The 20,303-nt window shown below is 31.3% G+C and carries 13 protein-coding genes; 12 read left to right on the top strand and 1 reads right to left on the bottom strand.

What is annotated here, in order from left to right:
* Positions 1 to 18: 18 nt before the first annotated feature.
* Positions 19 to 450, bottom strand: a complete 432-nt coding sequence (locus FVE73_RS08100; RefSeq protein WP_018498567.1) for a hypothetical protein — start codon at positions 448 to 450, stop codon at positions 19 to 21.
* A 245-nt stretch (positions 451 to 695) separates the two neighbouring features.
* Between FVE73_RS08100 and FVE73_RS08095 the strand changes: the two genes are divergently transcribed.
* The 12 genes from FVE73_RS08095 to atpG all read left to right on the top strand — a co-directional run bounded on the left by FVE73_RS08095 (position 696) and on the right by atpG (position 20,293).
* Positions 696 to 2,408, top strand: a complete 1,713-nt coding sequence (locus FVE73_RS08095) for a proline--tRNA ligase (RefSeq protein WP_018498566.1) — start codon at positions 696 to 698, stop codon at positions 2,406 to 2,408.
* A gap of 180 nt (positions 2,409 to 2,588) precedes the next feature.
* Positions 2,589 to 4,952, top strand: coding sequence for a patatin-like phospholipase family protein (locus FVE73_RS08090; RefSeq protein ID WP_018498565.1), 2,364 nt, complete (start codon positions 2,589 to 2,591; stop codon positions 4,950 to 4,952).
* 92 nt (positions 4,953 to 5,044) lie between these two features.
* Complete coding sequence (locus FVE73_RS08085) at positions 5,045 to 5,410, top strand: Rid family detoxifying hydrolase (protein ID WP_018498564.1); 366 nt, start codon at positions 5,045 to 5,047, stop codon at positions 5,408 to 5,410.
* A 381-nt stretch (positions 5,411 to 5,791) separates the two neighbouring features.
* Positions 5,792 to 12,130: an autotransporter-associated N-terminal domain-containing protein gene (locus FVE73_RS08080; protein WP_018498563.1), complete on the top strand. Its 6,339-nt coding sequence runs from the start codon at positions 5,792 to 5,794 to the stop codon at positions 12,128 to 12,130.
* 210 nt (positions 12,131 to 12,340) lie between these two features.
* Positions 12,341 to 13,579, top strand: coding sequence for a glycoside hydrolase family 10 protein (locus FVE73_RS08075; protein WP_018498562.1), 1,239 nt, complete (start codon positions 12,341 to 12,343; stop codon positions 13,577 to 13,579).
* Between the two features lie 191 nt (positions 13,580 to 13,770).
* Complete coding sequence (gltS, locus tag FVE73_RS08070; protein WP_018498561.1) at positions 13,771 to 15,012, top strand: sodium/glutamate symporter; 1,242 nt, start codon at positions 13,771 to 13,773, stop codon at positions 15,010 to 15,012.
* A 420-nt stretch (positions 15,013 to 15,432) separates the two neighbouring features.
* Positions 15,433 to 16,329: a F0F1 ATP synthase subunit A gene (gene atpB / locus FVE73_RS08065; protein WP_018498560.1), complete on the top strand. Its 897-nt coding sequence runs from the start codon at positions 15,433 to 15,435 to the stop codon at positions 16,327 to 16,329.
* A 127-nt stretch (positions 16,330 to 16,456) separates the two neighbouring features.
* Complete coding sequence (gene atpE / locus FVE73_RS08060) at positions 16,457 to 16,699, top strand: ATP synthase F0 subunit C (RefSeq protein WP_018498559.1); 243 nt, start codon at positions 16,457 to 16,459, stop codon at positions 16,697 to 16,699.
* A 176-nt stretch (positions 16,700 to 16,875) separates the two neighbouring features.
* Entirely contained in the window at positions 16,876 to 17,364 is a 489-nt protein-coding gene (gene atpF / locus FVE73_RS08055; RefSeq protein ID WP_018498558.1) for a F0F1 ATP synthase subunit B, read from the top strand.
* Between the two features lies 1 nt (position 17,365).
* Positions 17,366 to 17,893: an ATP synthase F1 subunit delta gene (gene atpH, locus FVE73_RS08050; RefSeq protein ID WP_018498557.1), complete on the top strand. Its 528-nt coding sequence runs from the start codon at positions 17,366 to 17,368 to the stop codon at positions 17,891 to 17,893.
* 18 nt (positions 17,894 to 17,911) lie between these two features.
* Entirely contained in the window at positions 17,912 to 19,417 is a 1,506-nt protein-coding gene (gene atpA / locus FVE73_RS08045) for a F0F1 ATP synthase subunit alpha (RefSeq protein ID WP_018498556.1), read from the top strand.
* Positions 19,418 to 19,432: 15 nt separating this feature from the next.
* Positions 19,433 to 20,293, top strand: a complete 861-nt coding sequence (gene atpG, locus FVE73_RS08040; RefSeq protein WP_018498555.1) for an ATP synthase F1 subunit gamma — start codon at positions 19,433 to 19,435, stop codon at positions 20,291 to 20,293.
* The last annotated feature ends 10 nt before the right edge of the window (positions 20,294 to 20,303 follow it).

Raw genomic sequence — 20,303 nt, 5'->3', positions numbered from 1 at the left:
AATAAGTAGATATTATTTTTAGTTATCTTCTTCAAATTTATGAGTTTCAAAAATTCTGTCCATTTCTTTTTTAAATGTTGGCGATCCGACTAAATCATATTGCTTTTGTGTAGGTTGTTTACATACTGCCGCATAGTAAAATTCATGAATTTTGTCTTTTTCGCCATTAATATCACGAAGCCCTGTTTCACCTAGTATTTCGTTAAATTGTTTGATTGCATTTTGGACTTCAGTTAAAGTATGTGGCATTTTTTTGCCATCTTTTATATAGCTTTCTTCCATAATCATAGATCCGATTGGAAGACATACAGGCACATCTTGTCCTTCTTTATTATAAAACTTTACCCATTCTTCTTCAGACATAAAAAGTACCCCTCTTTCATCTCTGTAAGGTTCTGCTATTCCAAAGGCTGAAAATACTAATAATCCCAATAAAACAAGTTTCTTCATTTTGAATCACTCCTTTTTTTAATTGTTTGTAAAAATTTATAAATTACATTAATACAATATTTTTTAATTTTAATTTTATTATATTCTCTAAAATAATTATACTATATCTTTCCTAAAATTCCAAATATTCAGGTTCAAAAAATTTATTTTTCAAAAAACTATTGCTAAAAGTCAAAAAAAAATATACAATATAAGCATTACAAATACTTTATTTAAATAAAAAAATAAATATAGAAGGAGAAGATATGAGATTATCAAAGGCATTTTTAAAAACATATAAGGAAGCGCCAAAAGAAGCGGAAGTAATAAGTCATAAATTGATGTTGAGAGCTTCTATGATTAGACAGTTGACGAGAGGGGTTTATAGTTATTTGCCATTGGGGTATAAGGTTTTGAAGAAAATTGAAAAAATTGTTAGAGAAGAGATGGATAGAGCTGGTGCGCAGGAAATACTTATGCCAGTTTTGCAACCGGCTTCACTTTGGGAAGAGTCTGGGAGATGGTTCGCTTATGGTCCTGAACTTATGAGAATGAAAGATAGGAATGAAAGAGAATTTGCGTTGGGGCCTACACATGAGGAAGTGGTAACTGATATTGTGAGAAATATGATTGGTTCGTATAAGGAATTGCCTGTAAATTTGTATCAAATTCAAACAAAATTTAGAGATGAAATGCGTCCACGATTTGGATTAATGAGAGGTAGAGAATTTTTAATGAAAGATGCTTATAGTTTTCACTTGACAAAAGAATCATTGGATGAAGAATTTTTGAATATGAAAAATGCGTATTCTAGAGTTTTAGAAAGAATGGAATTAAAATTTAGAGCAGTTGATGCAGATTCAGGTTCGATTGGAGGAGATTCTTCAAATGAATTTATGGTACTTGCTGAAAATGGAGAAGATGATATTTTATACAGTGATTCATCAGATTATGCTGCAAATGTTGAAAAAGCTACGAGTATTATTGAATTGAAAGAAAGTACAGAGGAAAAATTGCCGAAAGAATTGGTGGAAACGCCTAATACCAAGACAATTAAGGAATTGTCGGAATTTTTGAATATTCCAGAAGAAAAAACTGTTAAGGCGGTTATGTTGAAGGAAGTGTTGGAAGATAAGGTAAATTATGTATTGGCACTTATTCGTGGAGATTTAGATATAAATGAGATTAAATTGAAAAATGCAGTGAATGCTTCGATGGAATTGGAAATGATGACTGAAGAAGAATGTGAAAAATTTGGGATTGTTCCTGGATTTGCGGGATCTTATGAGAAAAAGGAAGGACTTACAGTTGTTATTGATGAAACTGTAAAATATGTGAGAAATTTTGCGTTGGGAGCAAATAAAAAGGATTATCACTTTATTAATGTTAATTTGGAAGACTTGCATTATGATGTGGTTGCTGATATTAGAACGGCTAGAGCGGGAGATATTTCGCCAGATGGAAAAGGTGTACTAAAAATTGCTCGTGGAATGGAAGTTGGACATATTTTTAAATTGGGAGATAAGTATTCAAAAGCATTAGATGCGAAAGTTTTAGATGAAAATGGAAAGCAGCAAGTTATTTTGATGGGGTGTTATGGAATCGGAGTTTCAAGACTGATGTCAGCAGTAATTGAGCAAAAAAATGACGAATATGGAATTATTTGGCCAAAATCAATTGCACCGTATATTGCAGATGTGATTATTGCTAATGTAAAAGATGAAACTCAAGTAAATGTTGCTGAAAGAATTTATGAGGCGCTGAAAAATGAAAATATTGATGCTGTTTTAGACGACAGAAATGAAAGAGCAGGATTTAAGTTTAAAGATGCTGACTTAATTGGATTCCCGCTTAAAATTGTAGCTGGAAAAGGTGTATCTTCTGGAATTGTGGAAATTAAGGATAGAGCAACTGGAGAAAGTGTTGAGGTTAAGGTTGAGGAAGTTATTAATTTTGTAAAAAATTTTATGAAAAATTAAAATAAAGTGACTTAAAGAAGTTTTCTTGCTTGCTTATACTAAATTGGGAGAAGAATTGAAAAATAAAAATATTTTATAAGTTAAATAAGTTTAGAAGTCAGGAAATTACCCTAAGTTTCCTGATTTTGTACTATTGAAATAAATAATCAAATGTAAGTAAAGAATGGAGGAGATTAGGCGGTGATTGGAAAGAAAAGAGTAATTTGTTTTTTTGTCATTTTTCTATTGGTAAATATTTTTGGATTTTCTAAAAACAAAGAGAGTCAAGATGAAAAAATTGAAAAATCTGAAAATTATATTGTTTTGGAAAATGGAAATGATAAAGATTTAAAAAATAACAATGATAATAGAAATAATGAAGAACAAGAATCTGGATTGAGAAAAGATGTAGATTTGAAAAATAATAAAAATTTGAAAAATAATCTTAAAAATGAAGAAAGTGATATTAATAAAAAAAATGTTGTCAATCAGGAAGATAAGAAAATTGGACTGGTACTTAGTGGTGGAACAGCAAAAGGGCTTGCTCATATTGGGATATTAAAAGTTTTGGATGAAGAAAAAGTGCCAATAGAATATGTAACTGGAACAAGTATGGGAAGTATTATTGGAGGAATGTATAGTGTTGGTTATACTCCGGAGGAAATTGAAGAAATAGCGATTAGTATGGACTGGATGAGTCTTTTTAGTGATAAAATTGAAAGGAAGGATAAGGGAGCTGTAAGAAATTCAATTGAGGATAAAAACAGCACGGTAATTCCGATAAAAAACTTTATGCCGAAATTACCGAGTGGAGTAGTTGGAGGAAAGACAGCTAGTCAGAGGTTAAATGAACTTTTTTATGGTGCATTGAGAGTTGAAGATTTTAGGAAGTTTCCAAGAAAATTTGCGGCAGTTGCGACTGATTTGGAATCTGGGGAAGGTGTGATGATTGATAAGGGATCGATTGCAACGGCAATAAGAGAAAGTTTGTCAATTCCATCAGTTTTTGCTCCAATACGAGATGGGAAAAGGCTTTATATTGATGGTGGAGTAGTGCGAAATTTGCCAGTTCAAGATGTAAAGGTGCTTGGTGCTGATTATACAATTGGAGTGAATGTGGGAGATGGATTTACAAAAAGGGATGAATCAAAAATGAATCTGATTGATGTAATTACAGATACTACAACAATTGCGGGAAGACAGGAAGTAGAACGGCAAATTCGTATGCTTGATTTGTATATGAAACCTGATTTGGAAAAATTTGAGTCTTATGATTTTTCAAAAGTTAAGGAAATTATTGCGGCTGGGGAGGCTGTGGCAAGAGCAAACATAGATAAAATTAGAAAATTGTCAAATCCTGAGCTTTATGAAAAGTTAGAGGAAAAGCGTAAAGAATTTAGGCGAACTTGGAAGGATGAGTATAATATTACCGGAATTGTAATTGATGGAAATAAAAAATATACAAGAACATATTTTGACAAATTTTTCCCTAAAAAACTCGGAACTTTAACTAGGCTGGATATGGAAAAAATTGTTAATAATATTTATCAAAATGGTGATTTTACAACTGTTTATTATGAAGTGAAGGATAATGACCTGATAATAAATGTTCAGGAAAAGCCAAGCGATTATTTAACACTTTCTGGAAATATAAATAATGAGGATTTGGCTACTGTAAATGTAGGTTTCCAAGGAAGTAAACTTTTGAATAATACAAATGTTAGATATTCAGTAAAAGGAACGGTTGCAAATGAATATGGAGTAAAAGGTAAGGCAACTGCAGAACTTGGGAAAAATTCGAAGGCAGTAATTTATGGAGAATTTGAATATAAACGTGATATTATAGAAAATCAAAAATATAAAAATGGATATTTCAGTTTTGAAAATAGAAAATTTAAAATTGGAACAGGAATAGGTGTAGAAGTATATAAAAATTTATTGTTTTCAATCGGTGGAGGTTATCAGATATCAGATGTTGAAAAACATGAAAATAATGCTGAAAATGTGAGAAAACCATTTCCATATTATGAAGCAAAATTAAATTATGACACAAGAGACAGCCTTAAATTTGCAACAAGAGGAGTTTATTTTTTCTCAAATTACACACTGGCGAATTCAAAGCATGCTAAATTTAACTCACTAGATGCAGGTGGAGAAATTAATATTCCAATTGGCGAAAAAATAACAATTACTCCTGGTATAGCCTATTTAACATCCTACGGAAAAGATATTCCTGAAACATATAGACCTAAAATGGGAGGAATAAGAACGGCGGATAATTCATTGGAATTTGCAGGAATGCCATCTGATAAGATTCGTGGAGGAAGTATTTTTGTGGGAAGTCTAAAAGCCCAGTATAATTTATCAAAGCTTGTATATTTAGACACGACTTATTCAAGGGCGAATATTTCTGGAAAAAGTTATAGTTTTGGTAACGATGTGAAGGAAAGTTATAGATTTGGAGTTGGAGTAAAAGCATTGACAATACCAATTTATTTTGGTTTTGCAAAAGTACCTGGAGAAAGCTGGAGATATTTACTGAACTTTGGATATTCACCCGAATAAATAAAAAATAATAAATTTCTTTTTAATATTGAAAAAGTGTGATAAAATAAAACTGTAAACTTAACAAATTATAAAAACTTAGGAGGGAAAAAATGAAAAAAATACCAGAAGCAGTTGGACCTTATTCAGCATTTAGAAAAGCAGGAGATTTTTTATACATTTCAGGACAAATTGCAATTAACCCTGAAAATCAGAAGGTTGAGGCTGTTACAGTAGAGGATCAGGCAAGACAAGTACTTGAAAATCTAAAGGCAATTTTGGAAAATAACGGATTAACAACAGGAAATGTAATAAAAACTACTGTATTGTTAGATAATATTGATGATTTTATAACAGTAAATAATATTTATGCAGAATATTTTAGTGAACCATATCCAGCAAGATCTGCTTTTGCTGTAGACAAACTTCCGAAAGGTGTACTTGTAGAAATTGAAGCAATAGCTTATTTTGGAAAATAATTTAGAAAAATAAATTGATGATTTTAGAGAAATCTAGGATCATCTTTTTTTTTAAAAATAAAAAATAATATTATTTTTATAATTAATACTAAATTCTATTAAAATAACGAATTTATTATAAATCTTTTAGTAGATTAAATCTGATATTTATTTTCAGATAATTAAAGTAAATATTTGCTTTTTAGATGGGAATATTATAAAATAATTTTTATAAAAAAATTAGTAAAAAAGTTTACTTTTTCCAAAAACTTTTATATAATTAAATAAAGGTTGTTATAAAGGTAAAATTGATGTTTTGTTTATAAAAATTATAAAAAATTAAATTATAGGAAATAAAAAATAATTTAAATAAATTTTTTTAATTTTTAGAGAGGAAGAAAGATGACAAATAATTTAAAAGAACTCAAACAAGAATTAAAATCGTTTGCTAAAAAAGTGAAAGATTTTAAATACACAGATTCGGCACTTATTACATTTTTATTGACTGGTGCGATAGGAAGAGGTGCATCAGCTAATCTATTTTCAGATGGAAGCGAGATTGAAAACCAGTCAAAAGTGATAAATACTTCAATTGCACAGCAGAAAAAAGACTTTAAACGGGCAAGAATGGAAAATGAAAAACTTATAAAAAAAACAAATTCGGAATTAATTCAGCTTATGGAACAAGGAGAGCATGTTGTAAAATCACCTTGGGGAGGATGGCAATTTGGAATTAATGGATTTTATAACAACTGGCAAGGGCATTATAAAGGTCGTGGCGATAAAGTAAAAGATGTTAAATATACTAGAGATATTTCGTACAAAAAGACAGGAATTATAAAAACAATTGTAGATGATGATAACGGTCATGGTACAAATGGTGGAGATAATATAACTGGACAGGAAGAAACTTTAGTAAATAGAAAAAGTTTTTTGTATACCAGAGCTTCTAATAATCCTAATGATTATGTCAAAGGATTTATCCGTTTAGATATGCATAGTGGGGCTGATCTTGAAAGTGAAAAAAATAAATTAGGGGATAAGTTAGGAACGGCTTCACCAGAATACAGAGCTTTTGATGATGTGATAAAAATTGCTGGTAAAACAACAAACAGTGCAAAAGGAAACACGTTTATAAATTCAGGGACATACGTAATTGAAGGTGGAAATGTCACCTTTTCTAATAGCTATGAACATATTGGAGGTAAAAGTGATACGACAGTTGCTTCCGTTGTAAATACAAGTAAAGGTAATATAGTAATTCATCCATATTCGGTAAATGGTGGTATATATGATTCTAATTCAGCAGCATTTATGGTTTCTCCATCAGTTATAGGGAATGGAAATCCACAAATTTTTTATAATGCTGGAACAGTAGAAATGTATAATAAAAAATCTGCGATTTTTTTCTTGAATCCAAATGGGGATTATACAAGAAATCATAGCAATCACAATTATGGAGGATTTTTTGAACAGCCATATAGTAATTCAATTCCAAATCCTAGCGGTACATATTATGACGATGACACATTAAATCCGAGAGAAATAACAATTGTTAATAGAAATAAAATAAATACATACGGTGAAGAAGATGTAGGAGTATATTTAAAAACAGGAAAATATATAAGTTCTGCAAATCTTGATTTTAAAACAAAATCTTCAAATGGCGATTGGGCACCGCTAACTATATATGGAGATAACAGTATTGGACTATATGCTCCAATTGACAAAGATTCAAAAGAAATTGTTAAATTAATTCCAAATAAGGCTTCAGGTCCAGTTGTGGGAAATTTTGCTGTAAATTTAGGAGATTCTAGTGGAAATTCCAGAGAAATTTTTGAAACAAAAAATAGTATAAATATTGATTCTCAAACTACAGCTGGTATTCCAAGCAGATTTGTAATAAATAATGACAAGTACATTGATAAATCTTACGGGATTTTCGCTTCTAGCACTGTTGACTTGGAAACATCAACCGCAAATAAAAATATAGAAAATGGACATCAAATAAATCTTTTTAAAAATGTAAAAAATAGTATTGGAGTATTGACTGGAGATGGAGCTAGTATTAAACTTGGTGCTGGAGAAATTTCACTAAAAGGTGGATTTGAAAATACTGGTATTGTAGTTGGTGGAAGTAATACTTCGGCTTCTGGAGTTCAAAGTACAGATGGGAAAGTAAAAGGGGATGTTGTCAGCATTGAAGGTGATGGCAGAAATGACAGGGGAAATATGGCAATTTATGCTGGAAATAAAGCAAATAATGAAGTTACTGTAAATGCAGTTGTTTCAAAAGATGCCACAAATTCAGTAGCACTTATTGCAGATAAAGGAGCAAAGATTACTGTAAATGATACTATTTCTTCTCCTTCAATAATTGGTACAAATGCGATAAAAGTAACAAATGCAGGAGTACAAATATCTGGACTGGAATTTCATTATGATCCAATCCGTGTTGATGCAAAAAATGTATCAGTAGACAATGTTGGAGCAGCTTATGCCGATAATGGCGCAACAATAACAATGAACAGAACTTCTCTCCCTTCAACACAAAATATTTCTATAACAGGTGGAATTGATTCTCAAACTAAGAAAAGCGTAGGATTTGGACTTTTTGCCAATAATGGCGGTAAAATTAATGCACAGAAGAACTGGATAAAAGTTACAGATGGAGCGACAAATGTTGCTTCAATTAACGGTGCAAAAATTGATTTACAAGGCAGTAAAGTGGAATATAAGGGAAATGGGTATGCACTTTATACTGACAGCACAAGTAATTCTACAAGTGCCATTGATATGAAAGATGCAACGCTGGTACTAGATGGAGGAGCTGTTGGATATATTTATGACCAGGCTAAACCAAATGTTATAAGTTTTAATAATACCACTAATATTGATGTGCTTTCTGATGATGTAATAGTTTCAGATTTAAGAAATTCAACAAGTCCGCTTATTATAAATGTGGAAAATAAAGCTGGCAACGATAGCTTGAAAAGTCGGCTTCTTGGGGGAAATGTAAATGTTACAAGTTCAAATGGAAAGACAAACTATAAATATGCTTTGGTGGATGATGCGACAGTTCAAATAAAATCGGCAATTGATAAAGCAAATTTGATAAGCGATTCAGACAGCGAAGTGTTCACAAAGAGATTTTTATATCAAAATTCGAGACTGCATGTAGAAGCATATGGTTCGGTAAAAGCAGAATTAAATAAAGCACAGATGAGGGCGATAGATGACAGATTTTTAGCACCGGTGGGACTTGCAATTGCTGGAAGTTCAAAATCAATTAATAATAGGACAACAGAAATTGGAAATAAGGGGAGAGTTTTTGTTGACAGAACAGATGCCGGGCAAGGTGGAATAGGATTTTATGCTGATTACGGATGGCTTAATAACTATAATGCTGGAAAATTGGAAGTGGAGCAAGGTGCAACACATAATGACAGAGCCGTTGGGATGTACGGAACAAACAATTCAAATATGGTAAGTTCTGGCCCAATAAATGTTGGTGGTAAAAACTCAATTGGAATTTTAGGACTTTCGTATAGAATAGACCCTTCTACAGGTTTGGCAATAGATCCATCTAATGAGCCTTATTTTAAAAGTGCTGTACATCCAGAAAATTTTGGAAAAATAGATATTATGAATTTGCCATGGGGTGTAATTACGATGGATGATGATGGTGCAATTGGAATATTTACAAAAAATAACAGTATTGATCCAACTATAAAATCTGTTCCGTCTACATCTAAAGCTTGGCTTGTCGGTGTAAATGAAGGTACTATTACAATAAATGGAAATAATCATGCGATAGGAATGGGGTCTAGTTTTGGTGCCGTTTCAAATTATGAAGGTGAAGACCCTGTAACTCATGTTTATCATTCTGGAATAATTAATATAAATGGGACACAATCGTTTGGAATGTATGGTACAAATAATACTGATTTGAAAAATTTTGGAATAATAAATGTTGTTGCAACTACTCCTGGAAATGAATCAATAGGAATGTATGGAGATGATCCAAAGACAAAAGTTTATGTATTAGAAACTGAAAATGGAACTAGAATAAGAAATAATAGTATAATAAATGTTGGACGATCTTCTTATGGTATTTTTGCAAGAAATATAGAAATGAATGGTGGTACAATAAATGTAGGTGATGATGGAGTAGGAATTTATTCTCAAGGGCCTGATGTCAATCTTATTGCAGGAAAAATTAATGTGTCAAATAATAATGCAGTAGGAATATACATTGATGATGCTACTGTAGCTCCAAAACCTACAATTGTTAAGGGAAATGTAGATATGAAAGTTGGGCAAAATTCAGTTGGATATTTGATAACTGCAGCAAATACTAAGACAGATTTAAAAACAAAGGCATCAAGTGATGTTCACATTGGAGAAGGTTCAGTTTACATTTATTCTAGAGCGCCACAAAGTTTAGGTGGAAAAATTGAAACTGAGTCAAAAATTGTGACTGATGGAAAAAACAGTTATGGAATTTATTCATCTCAAGATTTTATAAATCGTGGAGATATTAACTTAAAGTCAGGAACTGGAAATGTCGGAATTTATTCATCTCAAGGAATTGGTCAAAACTATGGAACAATTGAAGTCGGTCCAAGTGATGCAGTAAATGGAAAATATGGAATTGGAATGGCGACAGGAAGTACGACTGCATCAATGGGGACAATAGAAAACTATGGAACAATTAATGTTACAAAAGACAATAGTGTTGGAATGTACGCTTCAGGTTCTGGTTCAAAAGCAATAAATAGAGGTACTATTGATTTGGAAGGTAATGATACGATTGGAATGTATATTGACGATCATGCTATTGGAGAAAATCATGGAACAATTAAAACGGCACCGACTCCAAGTGGTACTGGAATAAAAGGTGTAGTTGTAGCAAATGGAGGAATTATTAAAAATTATGGAACAATAAATATCGTTGGAGGTAGCAATACAGGAGTATATACTAATACGGCTAGTGCGTACCAAGAACATGGAACTAACAACTCAACAAATAAATCTTCGGTAGGAACAGCAGTTAGTAGAACAGTAGCAGAAAAATTGGTAGTAAAAGTTCCGGCGCATCCAAGCCCGGTATCAATACCGATACCAGCTGTGCAAGCTGGAATGTCAAGAGTTGACACAGACATAGCTTTGCCACAGATACCCAAAATGCCTGTTTCTGATTTTACAGGAGTTACAACATTAAATATGCCAGTAGAACAGACAGGTCATAATCTTGATAATAATAGCAATAACAATAATAGTAGCAATAATAATACAATTTCAACAAGAGAAGTGTCAACTATAGGAATGTATGTGGATACTTCAGGAATAAATTATACGAATCCTATTCAAGGTTTAAATAATTTACCTGGACTTACAGACATAAATTTAATAATGGGAACAGAAGTTGCCAATTCTTTGAATGCAAAAACGATTCAAATAGGAGATAACATTTTACAGCCATATAATAATGCTTTGGGAAGTGTTGGTGCTAAGGTAAATGTAGATTCAGCAAGTTTGACTTGGAAAGCACAGATGGTGGAATCTGGAAATGTAGCAGCACCGATAAAAACTGTATATATGGAAAAAATTCCTTATACTGATTTTGCAAATAAAAATGATACAGATACTGGACATTTTTTAGATGGACTCGAACAGAGATATGGAGTTGAAAATGTAAATTCGAGAGAAAAACAGCTCTTTAATAAGTTGAACGATTTGAGAAAAGATGAGAAAAAGATATTTGTACAGGCTATAAATGAAATGAAAGGTTATGAATATTCGAATACTCAAGAGCGTATTAATTCAACTGGGAATAAATTGGATAAGGAAATTGAATATTTACGAAACGAATGGAAAAATCCAGTTAAGCAAAATGACAAGATTAAGGTATTTGGAATGAAAGATGAGTATAAAACAGATACAGCTGGAGTTATAGATTATGACAGTAATGCTTATGGAGTTGCTTATGTTCATGAAGGTGAAGCACTTAAAATGGGTAATTCTTCTGGATGGTATACTGGAGCTGTTACAAATAGATTTAAGTTTAAAGATTTAGGAAAATCGATTGAACAGCAATCTATGATTAAAGCTGGGGTGTTCAAGACAATATCGCCAGCAAATGACCACAATGGCTCACTTAGATGGACAATCGCAGGAGATATATTTGGTGGAACAAACTATATGCACCGTAAATTCTGGGTTGTAGACGATGTATTTGAGTCTAAGGCTAATTATTATACTTATGGAGCATCCGTAAAAAATAAATTAGGTTATGATATAAGATTTTCTGAGAGAACTTACTTGAGACCTTATGGAGCATTAAAAATGGAATATGGAAGATTTACGAGTATAAAAGAAGATAATGGTCAAATGAACTTGGAAATTAAAGGGAATGACTATTTCTCAGTTAAGCCTGAAGTTGGAGTGGAATTTAAATATGTTCAGCCACTTATTTTGGGAATGCAACTTTCAGTAGGACTTTTGGCAGCGTATGAAAATGAACTTGGAAAACTTAATAGATTAAATCAAGCCAGAGTTCATTATACTACAGCAGATTGGTATAATTTGAGAAACGAAAAAGAGGATAGAAAAGGAAATGGAAAATTTGACTTAAATATTGGAGTAGAAAATACAGGATTTGGCGTAACAGCAAATTTAGGATACGACACGAAAGGTAAAAATGTTAAAGGTGGACTTGGATTTAAATTAATCTACTAATTTTATAAGCTTTGTTATTTAAATTAATAAAAAAAATAGTGATACTTTTTTGGACTTCACTATTTTTTTATAATAATTATTATATGTTTTTGTGTTTTTTAGATTTACTACAACTATACTGTTAATAAAAAAATTAGAATATATGTTGAAAATTTGTAAAAAATGTACTAAAATTATAGTGAAGATTTAACATTCAGAAAGGAGAAACTGGTGAAAACAATTTTAAGAAAAGTATCATTATTAGCAATTACAGTTCTAACGGCAGCCTCATTAAATGCCTCTAGTATTATAATGGGAAATCGTAACAATGCGGCGAAAGTTAATAATCAAAAAGTAACAAAAAATAGGGAGTTAAGAGGTGTATGGGTAGCAAGTGTAAGCAACATTGACTGGCCATCTAAAAAAGGACTTAGTGTAGAACAGCAAAAAAAGGAATTTTTGACAATTCTTGACAATGTAAAAAAATGGAATATGAATGCAGTGTTTGTTCAAGTAAAACCAACAGCAGATGCCTTTTATCCATCAAAATATTCACCTTGGTCTGAATATTTGACTGGAACTCAAGGGGTAAATCCTGGATATGATCCATTAAAATTTATGGTGGAAGAAGCACATAAGAGAGGAATCGAGTTTCATGCCTGGTTTAATCCATACAGACTTTCAACATCTGGATCAAGAGATAAATTGTCAAAGGATAATATTGGACGTAAAAAACCTGAGTGGACGGTTTCTTATGGAGGACAGCTTTATTTAAATCCAGGAATTCCTGAAGTTGATGATTATGTTGTAGATAGTATTGTAGAAGTTGTAAAAAACTATGATGTTGACGGTATTCACATGGATGATTATTTTTATCCATACAAAGTTAAAGGTCAAGAATATCCCGATTCAGCACAATATCAAAAATATGGTAAAAATTTTGCAACAGTTGGAGACTGGAGAAGAGATAATGTAAATAGACTGATTGAAAAATTACATAATGCCATAAAAAAAGAAAATGAAAATGTGGAATTTGGAATAAGTCCATTTGGAGTATGGAGAAATGCCTCTACTGATCCGTCAAGAGGTTCTGCTACGACTGCTGGGGTTCAAAATTATGATGACTTGTATGCAGATATTTTACTTTGGATGAATAAAGGATGGATAGATTATGTTGCACCTCAAATTTACTGGAATCAAGGATTCAAAGCTGCTGAATATAATACACTTGTAAAATGGTGGAGCAAATATGCTGGACAGACCAATACAGATTTATATATCGGACAAGCAGCCTACAAAGTAAACGACTGGAAAAATGCAAAGGAATTAATAAATCAAGTAAATTTCAACAGAACTTATCCAGAAGTAAAAGGAAGTATATTCTTTAGTTACAAGTCCCTGCTGACAAATCCAAAAAATGCTACAAACAGCCTAGCTCAAGGGCCTTATGCTAATATTGAAAATCAATAATTTTTTAGAAAAAGCAATTTTTATTTAGAATTGGAATTAAAAAAATCAAGAAAAATCAGTATCAGAAGAGTTTTCAAAAACTAAATGATACTGGTTTTTTATTTTTTATTTTTTTAGAATTTGCACTTTCCTAGCTTTTATAGTATAATAACTTATTGTGAAAAAAATTTAGATCGAGGTGATAATGTTTTATGGTGAAAATTAATATGGATATGATCCAGACAATTGGATTGGCAGTTATTCTGCTTTTAATTGGAATGAAGCTTAGAAAAAAAATCCAATTTTTTGAAAAATATTGTATTCCAGCTCCAGTTATTGGTGGATTTTTATTTTCAATAATTGTTTTTATTTTTAGGCAGACGAATGTAGCTCAAATTAAATTTGATGATACGCTTCAGAAGTTTTTTATGGTAATGTTTTTTACGAGTGTGGGATTTAACGCTAGTCTTAAAGTATTGAAAAAAGGTGGAAAAAAGGTTGTTATATTTTTATTTGTTGCGGCGGGATTATGTGTTATGCAAAATGTTGTTGCGGTTGCACTTTCAAAATTTGTGGGAATTCCTCCGCTGCTGGCATTGATGACTGGATCTACTCCAATGACTGGTGGACACGGTACTTCAGCAGCTGTTGCACCTACAATTGAAGCTCTTGGTCCAATATACAAAGGAGCAAACGCGATTGCAATTGCATCAGCGACTTTTGGACTTATCGTAGGATCTGCTATGGGAGGTCCTATTGCCAGCAGACTTATTAACAAATATAAATTATTGCCTGAACATTTTATAAAAGATGGAACGAAACACGGTGATGAAGATATTGATGAAGAAGTTTTAAAAAGACAAAAGCCTTATCTTGATGGAGAACGTTTTTCAATGGCATTTTTCTATATTTTAATAGCAATGGGAATAGGTTCCTATTTATCAATGTTTATTGATTATCTTATGAGTTTTACAGGTTTTGAAGCACATTTTCCAATTTATATCGGGCCAATGATTATTGCAGCTATTATTAGAAATATATCTGACAATGTAAAAGCTCTGAATGCTCCAATTAAGGAAATAAGTATTCTTGAAGATGTTGCCCTTAGTCTGTTTTTAGCAATGGCATTGATGACTTTAAGATTGTGGGAGCTTATTGATTTGGCGCTTCCAGTATTTGTTCTATTAATCGCACAAGTTATATTAATTTATTTCTATTTGAATTGGATAACATTTAAGGCAATGGGATCAGATTATGATGCGGCTGTAATGGTTTCTGGACATTGTGGATTTGGATTAGGTGCGACTCCAAATGGAATTTCAAATATGAAGGCCGTTACAGAAAAATACATTTACTCAAAAATGGCATTTTTTGTAATTCCAATAGTTGGTTCACTATTTATCGACTTTGTTAATATTAGTATTATTACTGTATTTACACAATTTTTTAAATGATAAAATAATAAAATGTAATAAAAATAAAATAGAACTCAAATTAAATAATGTATGATTCACAAGTTAATTTAAGATTACTAAATTGTAAATTTTGTGTGTTATTAATTTTATAAAAATATTTTTTTGATTTTAAAAACATATAAAATTTATATTGGTAAAGTTATTTTTAACTTGTGAACTTTTTTATATTTTATTTGTTAAAACCATTAATATTCTTTTTGGAAAAAAAATGAAAATGATTTTAAAAGTGATTTAAATAATTTACTGTTTTTTATAAAAAATATAAGGGATATGCGATAAATATTGACTTAGATAGAATAATAATAAAATTTGCAAAAAAGAATTAATTGGAGTATAATAAATTTACGTAACAAAGTTTTTTTAATCTTTACTCAAAGTTGAGAGAAAGGAGGGAAATCAATGAAAAATAAGATTTTTAAGTTTTTAGGCTTCCTATTTCTTATGATGGTTGTCGTAAATTTGATTTTGTCAATTATTTCGACATTTTTACCAGTAAAATTTGAGTCACCAAGTTCAGTTGTAGAAGCTCCACATTATTTTAATTTTGTTCTAGGGGGATTTAAGTTCTCACTTAGTCAGACAGTAGTTAATACATGGGTACTTATGCTTATAATCATGTTTATTGTAAGAGCTGGAACAAAGAAGGCAAGTGTTGAAAATCCAAGTAAAATGCAAATTGTGATGGAAGAATATTATCATTTTATTGAAAATACTTTTTTAACTACATTTGGGAAACATAAAAAGACATATATACCGTTTTTTTCAGCATTATTCGCATTTATAATGTTTTCAAATTTAAGTACATTTTTATTTCCATATATTATGATGGTAGTTAGTGAAGATGGAGTTAAAATGGTAAAACCGTTTTTTAGAACACCAACAGCAGATCCAAATACTACGATTGGATTATCACTTGTGGTAATTATTCTTTTTTTGGCGGTATCTATAAAGCAAAAGGGATTAAGAGGATATATAAAATCACTGTTTGAACCAATGTGGTTTATGTTTCCATTAAATATTGTTGATATTTTTTCAAAAGTTTTAAATACTTCAATGCGGTTATTTGGAAATATGCTTGCGGGGCTTGTAATTGTGGGACTTTTGTATAGCCTTGTTGGAAGAGGTTTGCTTCAGTCATTAACACATGATATGCTGAAGGGAAGTTTCTCCTTTTCAGTTGGATGGCCGATGATTATACAGCTTTATTTGGATTTATTCATTGGCATTGTTCAAGCATTTGTGTTTACGATACTTTCATCAGTTTACATAAGTGAAGCATTGGGTGAAGAGGAATAAAATAAAAACTGCAGTCCTGAAATTCTTTTATATGTTCAAAGTTAGTATTTTGTATAAATAAGAGTATTGTAGGACAAGATTAACTTTATTAAACAAAAAATAAAAATAAAAATTAGGAGGATTAAAAATGGCAGGAGTAGAATTAATTAAGGCAGCAGCTTTATTAGGAGCGGGAATTGCAGCAATAGGAGGTGCTGGAGCAGGATTAGGACAAGGGATTGCAACTGGTTATGCAGTAGAAGCAGTTTCAAGACAGCCTGAAGCTAAGCAAGATATTATGCAAACGTTAATTACAGGACTTGCAATTACAGAATCATCAGCAATTTATGCGTTAGTAATAGCATTCCTATTGATTTTCTTAAAAGGATAAGATTTTAAAAATAAAAAAACAGTATTTAGGTATTTTTAGAATTTTGATTAAAATTAAATTTAAAGGGATATTAAAGATAGAAAAAATAAAGAAATTCTAAAAAGTGAAGAGCTATAAAAAAGAAAATAGGATTAATATGTAAAATCAGGTTAATTTCTCAAAGTTAAGGAGTAAATATGGGAGGAAAATTAATAAACATCGACTTTACGATGGCTATTGAAATAATAAACTTTATAGTATTAGTCTATTTTTTTTCACGAACTTTTTCAAAAAAAATCGGTAAAGTTCTAGAAGATAGAAAAAAACTGGCTTTATCTGAAATGGAAATTGTTGAAAATGAAAAGGAAAAACTGGAAGATCAAAAAAAATCAATTGAAAAATTGAAAAGGGAATCTAAAAGACGTGCCAATGATATTTTGATAAAAGCTGAAAGACAGGCTGATGACAGAAAAGATCAAATTATATCGCTGGCTATGAGTAATCGTGAAAGAATGATGATAAAGGCGGAAGCTGATATTGAAAAAATGCGTCAAAATGCTAAATTTGAACTTCAAAAGGAAGTTGGAGAAATGGCAGTTGAACTTGCAGAAAAAATTATCAAGGAAAATATTGATGAAAAGCAGGATAAAACTATAGAAAAGTTTATTAATGAGATAGGAGATTAAAATGGCTAATGATGAGATTGCAAAAAGATACGCATCGGCAATTTACAATATAGCAAAATCTTCTGACAGTATAAATGAAGTTAGGGAAGTATTGAATGTTCTTCTGGAAAATTACGAGGAAGAAGAGGAATTTAGAAAAATTTTGGAAGATCCTCTTAAAAAGTTTCCAGAAAAGAAGAAGTTCTTGGAAAAATCCTTTAATCACGTATCTAGCGAAGCACTTGGAATAGTAGAATACATTGTAAAAAAACAGCGGTTATCGTTAATTAGTGATATAAAGGAATATTTTTTAAAACTTTATTATGAGGAAAATAATAAACTTCCAATAACTGCTATATTTGCAAAGGAGCTATCGGAAAAACAAAGGGATCTGTTAGTACGGAAACTTGAAAAAAAATATGGTAAAAAAGTCGTTCTTGACCTTGAAATTGACAAGGGAATTATCGGCGGAGGAATTTTAAGAATCGGTAATGAGGTTATTGACGGTTCGATAAAAAATCAAATTGAAGAAATAAAGAAAAATTTTTAGAAATGGAGGTGCTTTTCTTTGAGAATCAAGCCAGAGGAAATAAGTAAAGTAATCCGAAGCGAAATTGAAAATTACAAAAGTTCACTGGATATTTCCAATACTGGAACGGTTTTGGAAGTGGGAGATGGAATTGCCAGAATTTACGGATTAAGTGACGCTATGGCAGGAGAGCTTTTAGAGTTTGAAAATGGAACTATCGGAATGGCACTAAACTTGGAAGAAAGTAATATTGGAGCAGTAGTTTTTGGGAAAACACAAGGAATTAAAGAAGGAAGTATAGTAAAAGGATTGGGAAAAGTAGCTGAAGTTCCAGCAGGAAAAGAGCTGCTTGGAAGAGTAGTTGATGCCCTTGGAAATCCTATTGATGGAAAAGGCTCAATAACTGCTGATAAATATATGCCAATTGAAAGACAGGCATCAGGAATTATTGCTAGAAAACCTGTTACACAACCTATGCAAACTGGAATTAAAGCAATAGATGGAATGTTACCGATAGGAAAAGGACAAAGGGAATTAATAATTGGAGATAGACAAACTGGTAAAACAGCCATTACAATTGATGCAATTATAAATCAAAAAAATAACAATGTTATATGTATTTATGTAGCGATTGGGCAAAAAAGATCAACTGTTGCACAAATTTATAAAAAATTAGAAGAAGTTGGTGCATTGGAATATACGATTATTGTTGCGGCAACTGCTTCAGAATCAGCATCACTTCAATATTTAGCACCGTATTCAGGAGTTGCTATGGGTGAATATTTTATGGATGAAGGAAAAGATGTATTGATAGTTTACGATGATTTATCAAAGCATGCTGTGGCTTATCGTGAAATGTCATTATTATTGAAGCGTCCACCAGGAAGGGAAGCATATCCAGGGGATATTTTCTATCTTCACTCAAGACTTCTTGAAAGAGCGGCAAAATTAAGTGATAAATTAGGTGGAGGTTCAATTACAGCACTTCCAATTGTAGAAACACAAGCTGGAGATATTTCAGCATATATTCCAACAAATGTTATTTCAATAACAGATGGACAGATATTCTTGGAAACAGATTTATTTAATTCAGGATTTAGACCAGCTATAAATGCAGGAGTTTCAGTATCACGGGTTGGAGGATCAGCACAAATTAAAGCTATGAAACAAGTTGCTTCAAAAGTGAAATTGGAACTTGCACAATATAATGAACTTTTAGCATTTGCACAATTTGGATCAGATTTGGATAAGGCTACAAGAGATCAGCTTAATCGTGGATCTAAAATTATGGAAGTATTAAAACAGCCACAATATAGTCCATATAAAGTTGAAGAACAGGTTATTTCATTTTATTGTGTAACAAATGGATATTTTGATGATATTCCAAATGAAAAATTGAGAACATTTGAGAAGGATTTAATAGAAGCAATTAAAAATGATTCAAATATTTTAAGTGAAATTTTAGAGAAAAAATCGTTAGATGATAACTTGAAGAATGAACTTGACGAATTTATAATTAATTATAAAAAAGAATATGTCTGGTAAAGCAGGTGAAAATATATGGCAGCAAATATGAAAGAAATAAAAGAACGTATTGACAGCGTAAAAAATACCAGTCAAATTACAAATGCGATGAATATTGTATCTTCTACTAAATTCAAGAGATTTCAAGTTCTTACTTTAAAGTCACGAAGTTATGCACGTGCTGTGAATGAAGCCTTTGATAATCTAGTGGCAAGCCTTACGGGAAATAAATTTGTAATTTTTGATGGAAAGCCTGAAGTTAAAAGAGTTGGAATTATCGTAATGACATCAGATAGGGGACTTTGCGGAAGTTTTAACTCAAATACTTTTAGAAGGCTTGAAAGTATGAAAAAGGAATTTCAGAAGGAAGGCAGGGAAGTTTCAGTTATAACAATTGGAAGAAAGGCTAAAGAATATTGTAAAAATCGGGATATTAATGTGGATAGTGAATATACACAGATGATTCCTGAAACAATGTTTGAAACAGGAAAAAAAATTAGTGAAGATGTTGTACAGTTTTATTTGAATGACTTTTATGATGAAGTTTATATGATTTATTCAAAATTTGTATCAGCAATTGAATATAATATTCAAGTGGAAAAATTGCTTCCAATTGAGAAAAAGGAAGGGTTACCAACTAAGGAATATATATTTGAACCATCAGAGGAAGAAGTGTTAAATTCCTTTGTACCACAAGTATTGAATATAAAGCTGTATCAGTCATTACTTGAAAATTCAGCAAGTGAACATTCGGCTAGAATGTCGGCAATGAAGCAGGCTAACGATAATGCTTCTGAAATGATAAAGAACTTGGAAGTACAATATAATCGTGAAAGACAAGGACAAATAACACAGGAACTGACAGAAATAATAAGTGGTTCATCAAGTGTACAGTAATTTTTAACAA

The sequence above is a fragment of the Leptotrichia wadei genome (genome assembly GCF_007990545.2).
Taxonomy (GTDB): Bacteria; Fusobacteriota; Fusobacteriia; order Fusobacteriales; family Leptotrichiaceae; genus Leptotrichia; species Leptotrichia wadei.
Note: the sequence above shows the minus strand (reverse complement) of the source record. Positions and strands in the feature narration are given on the sequence as shown.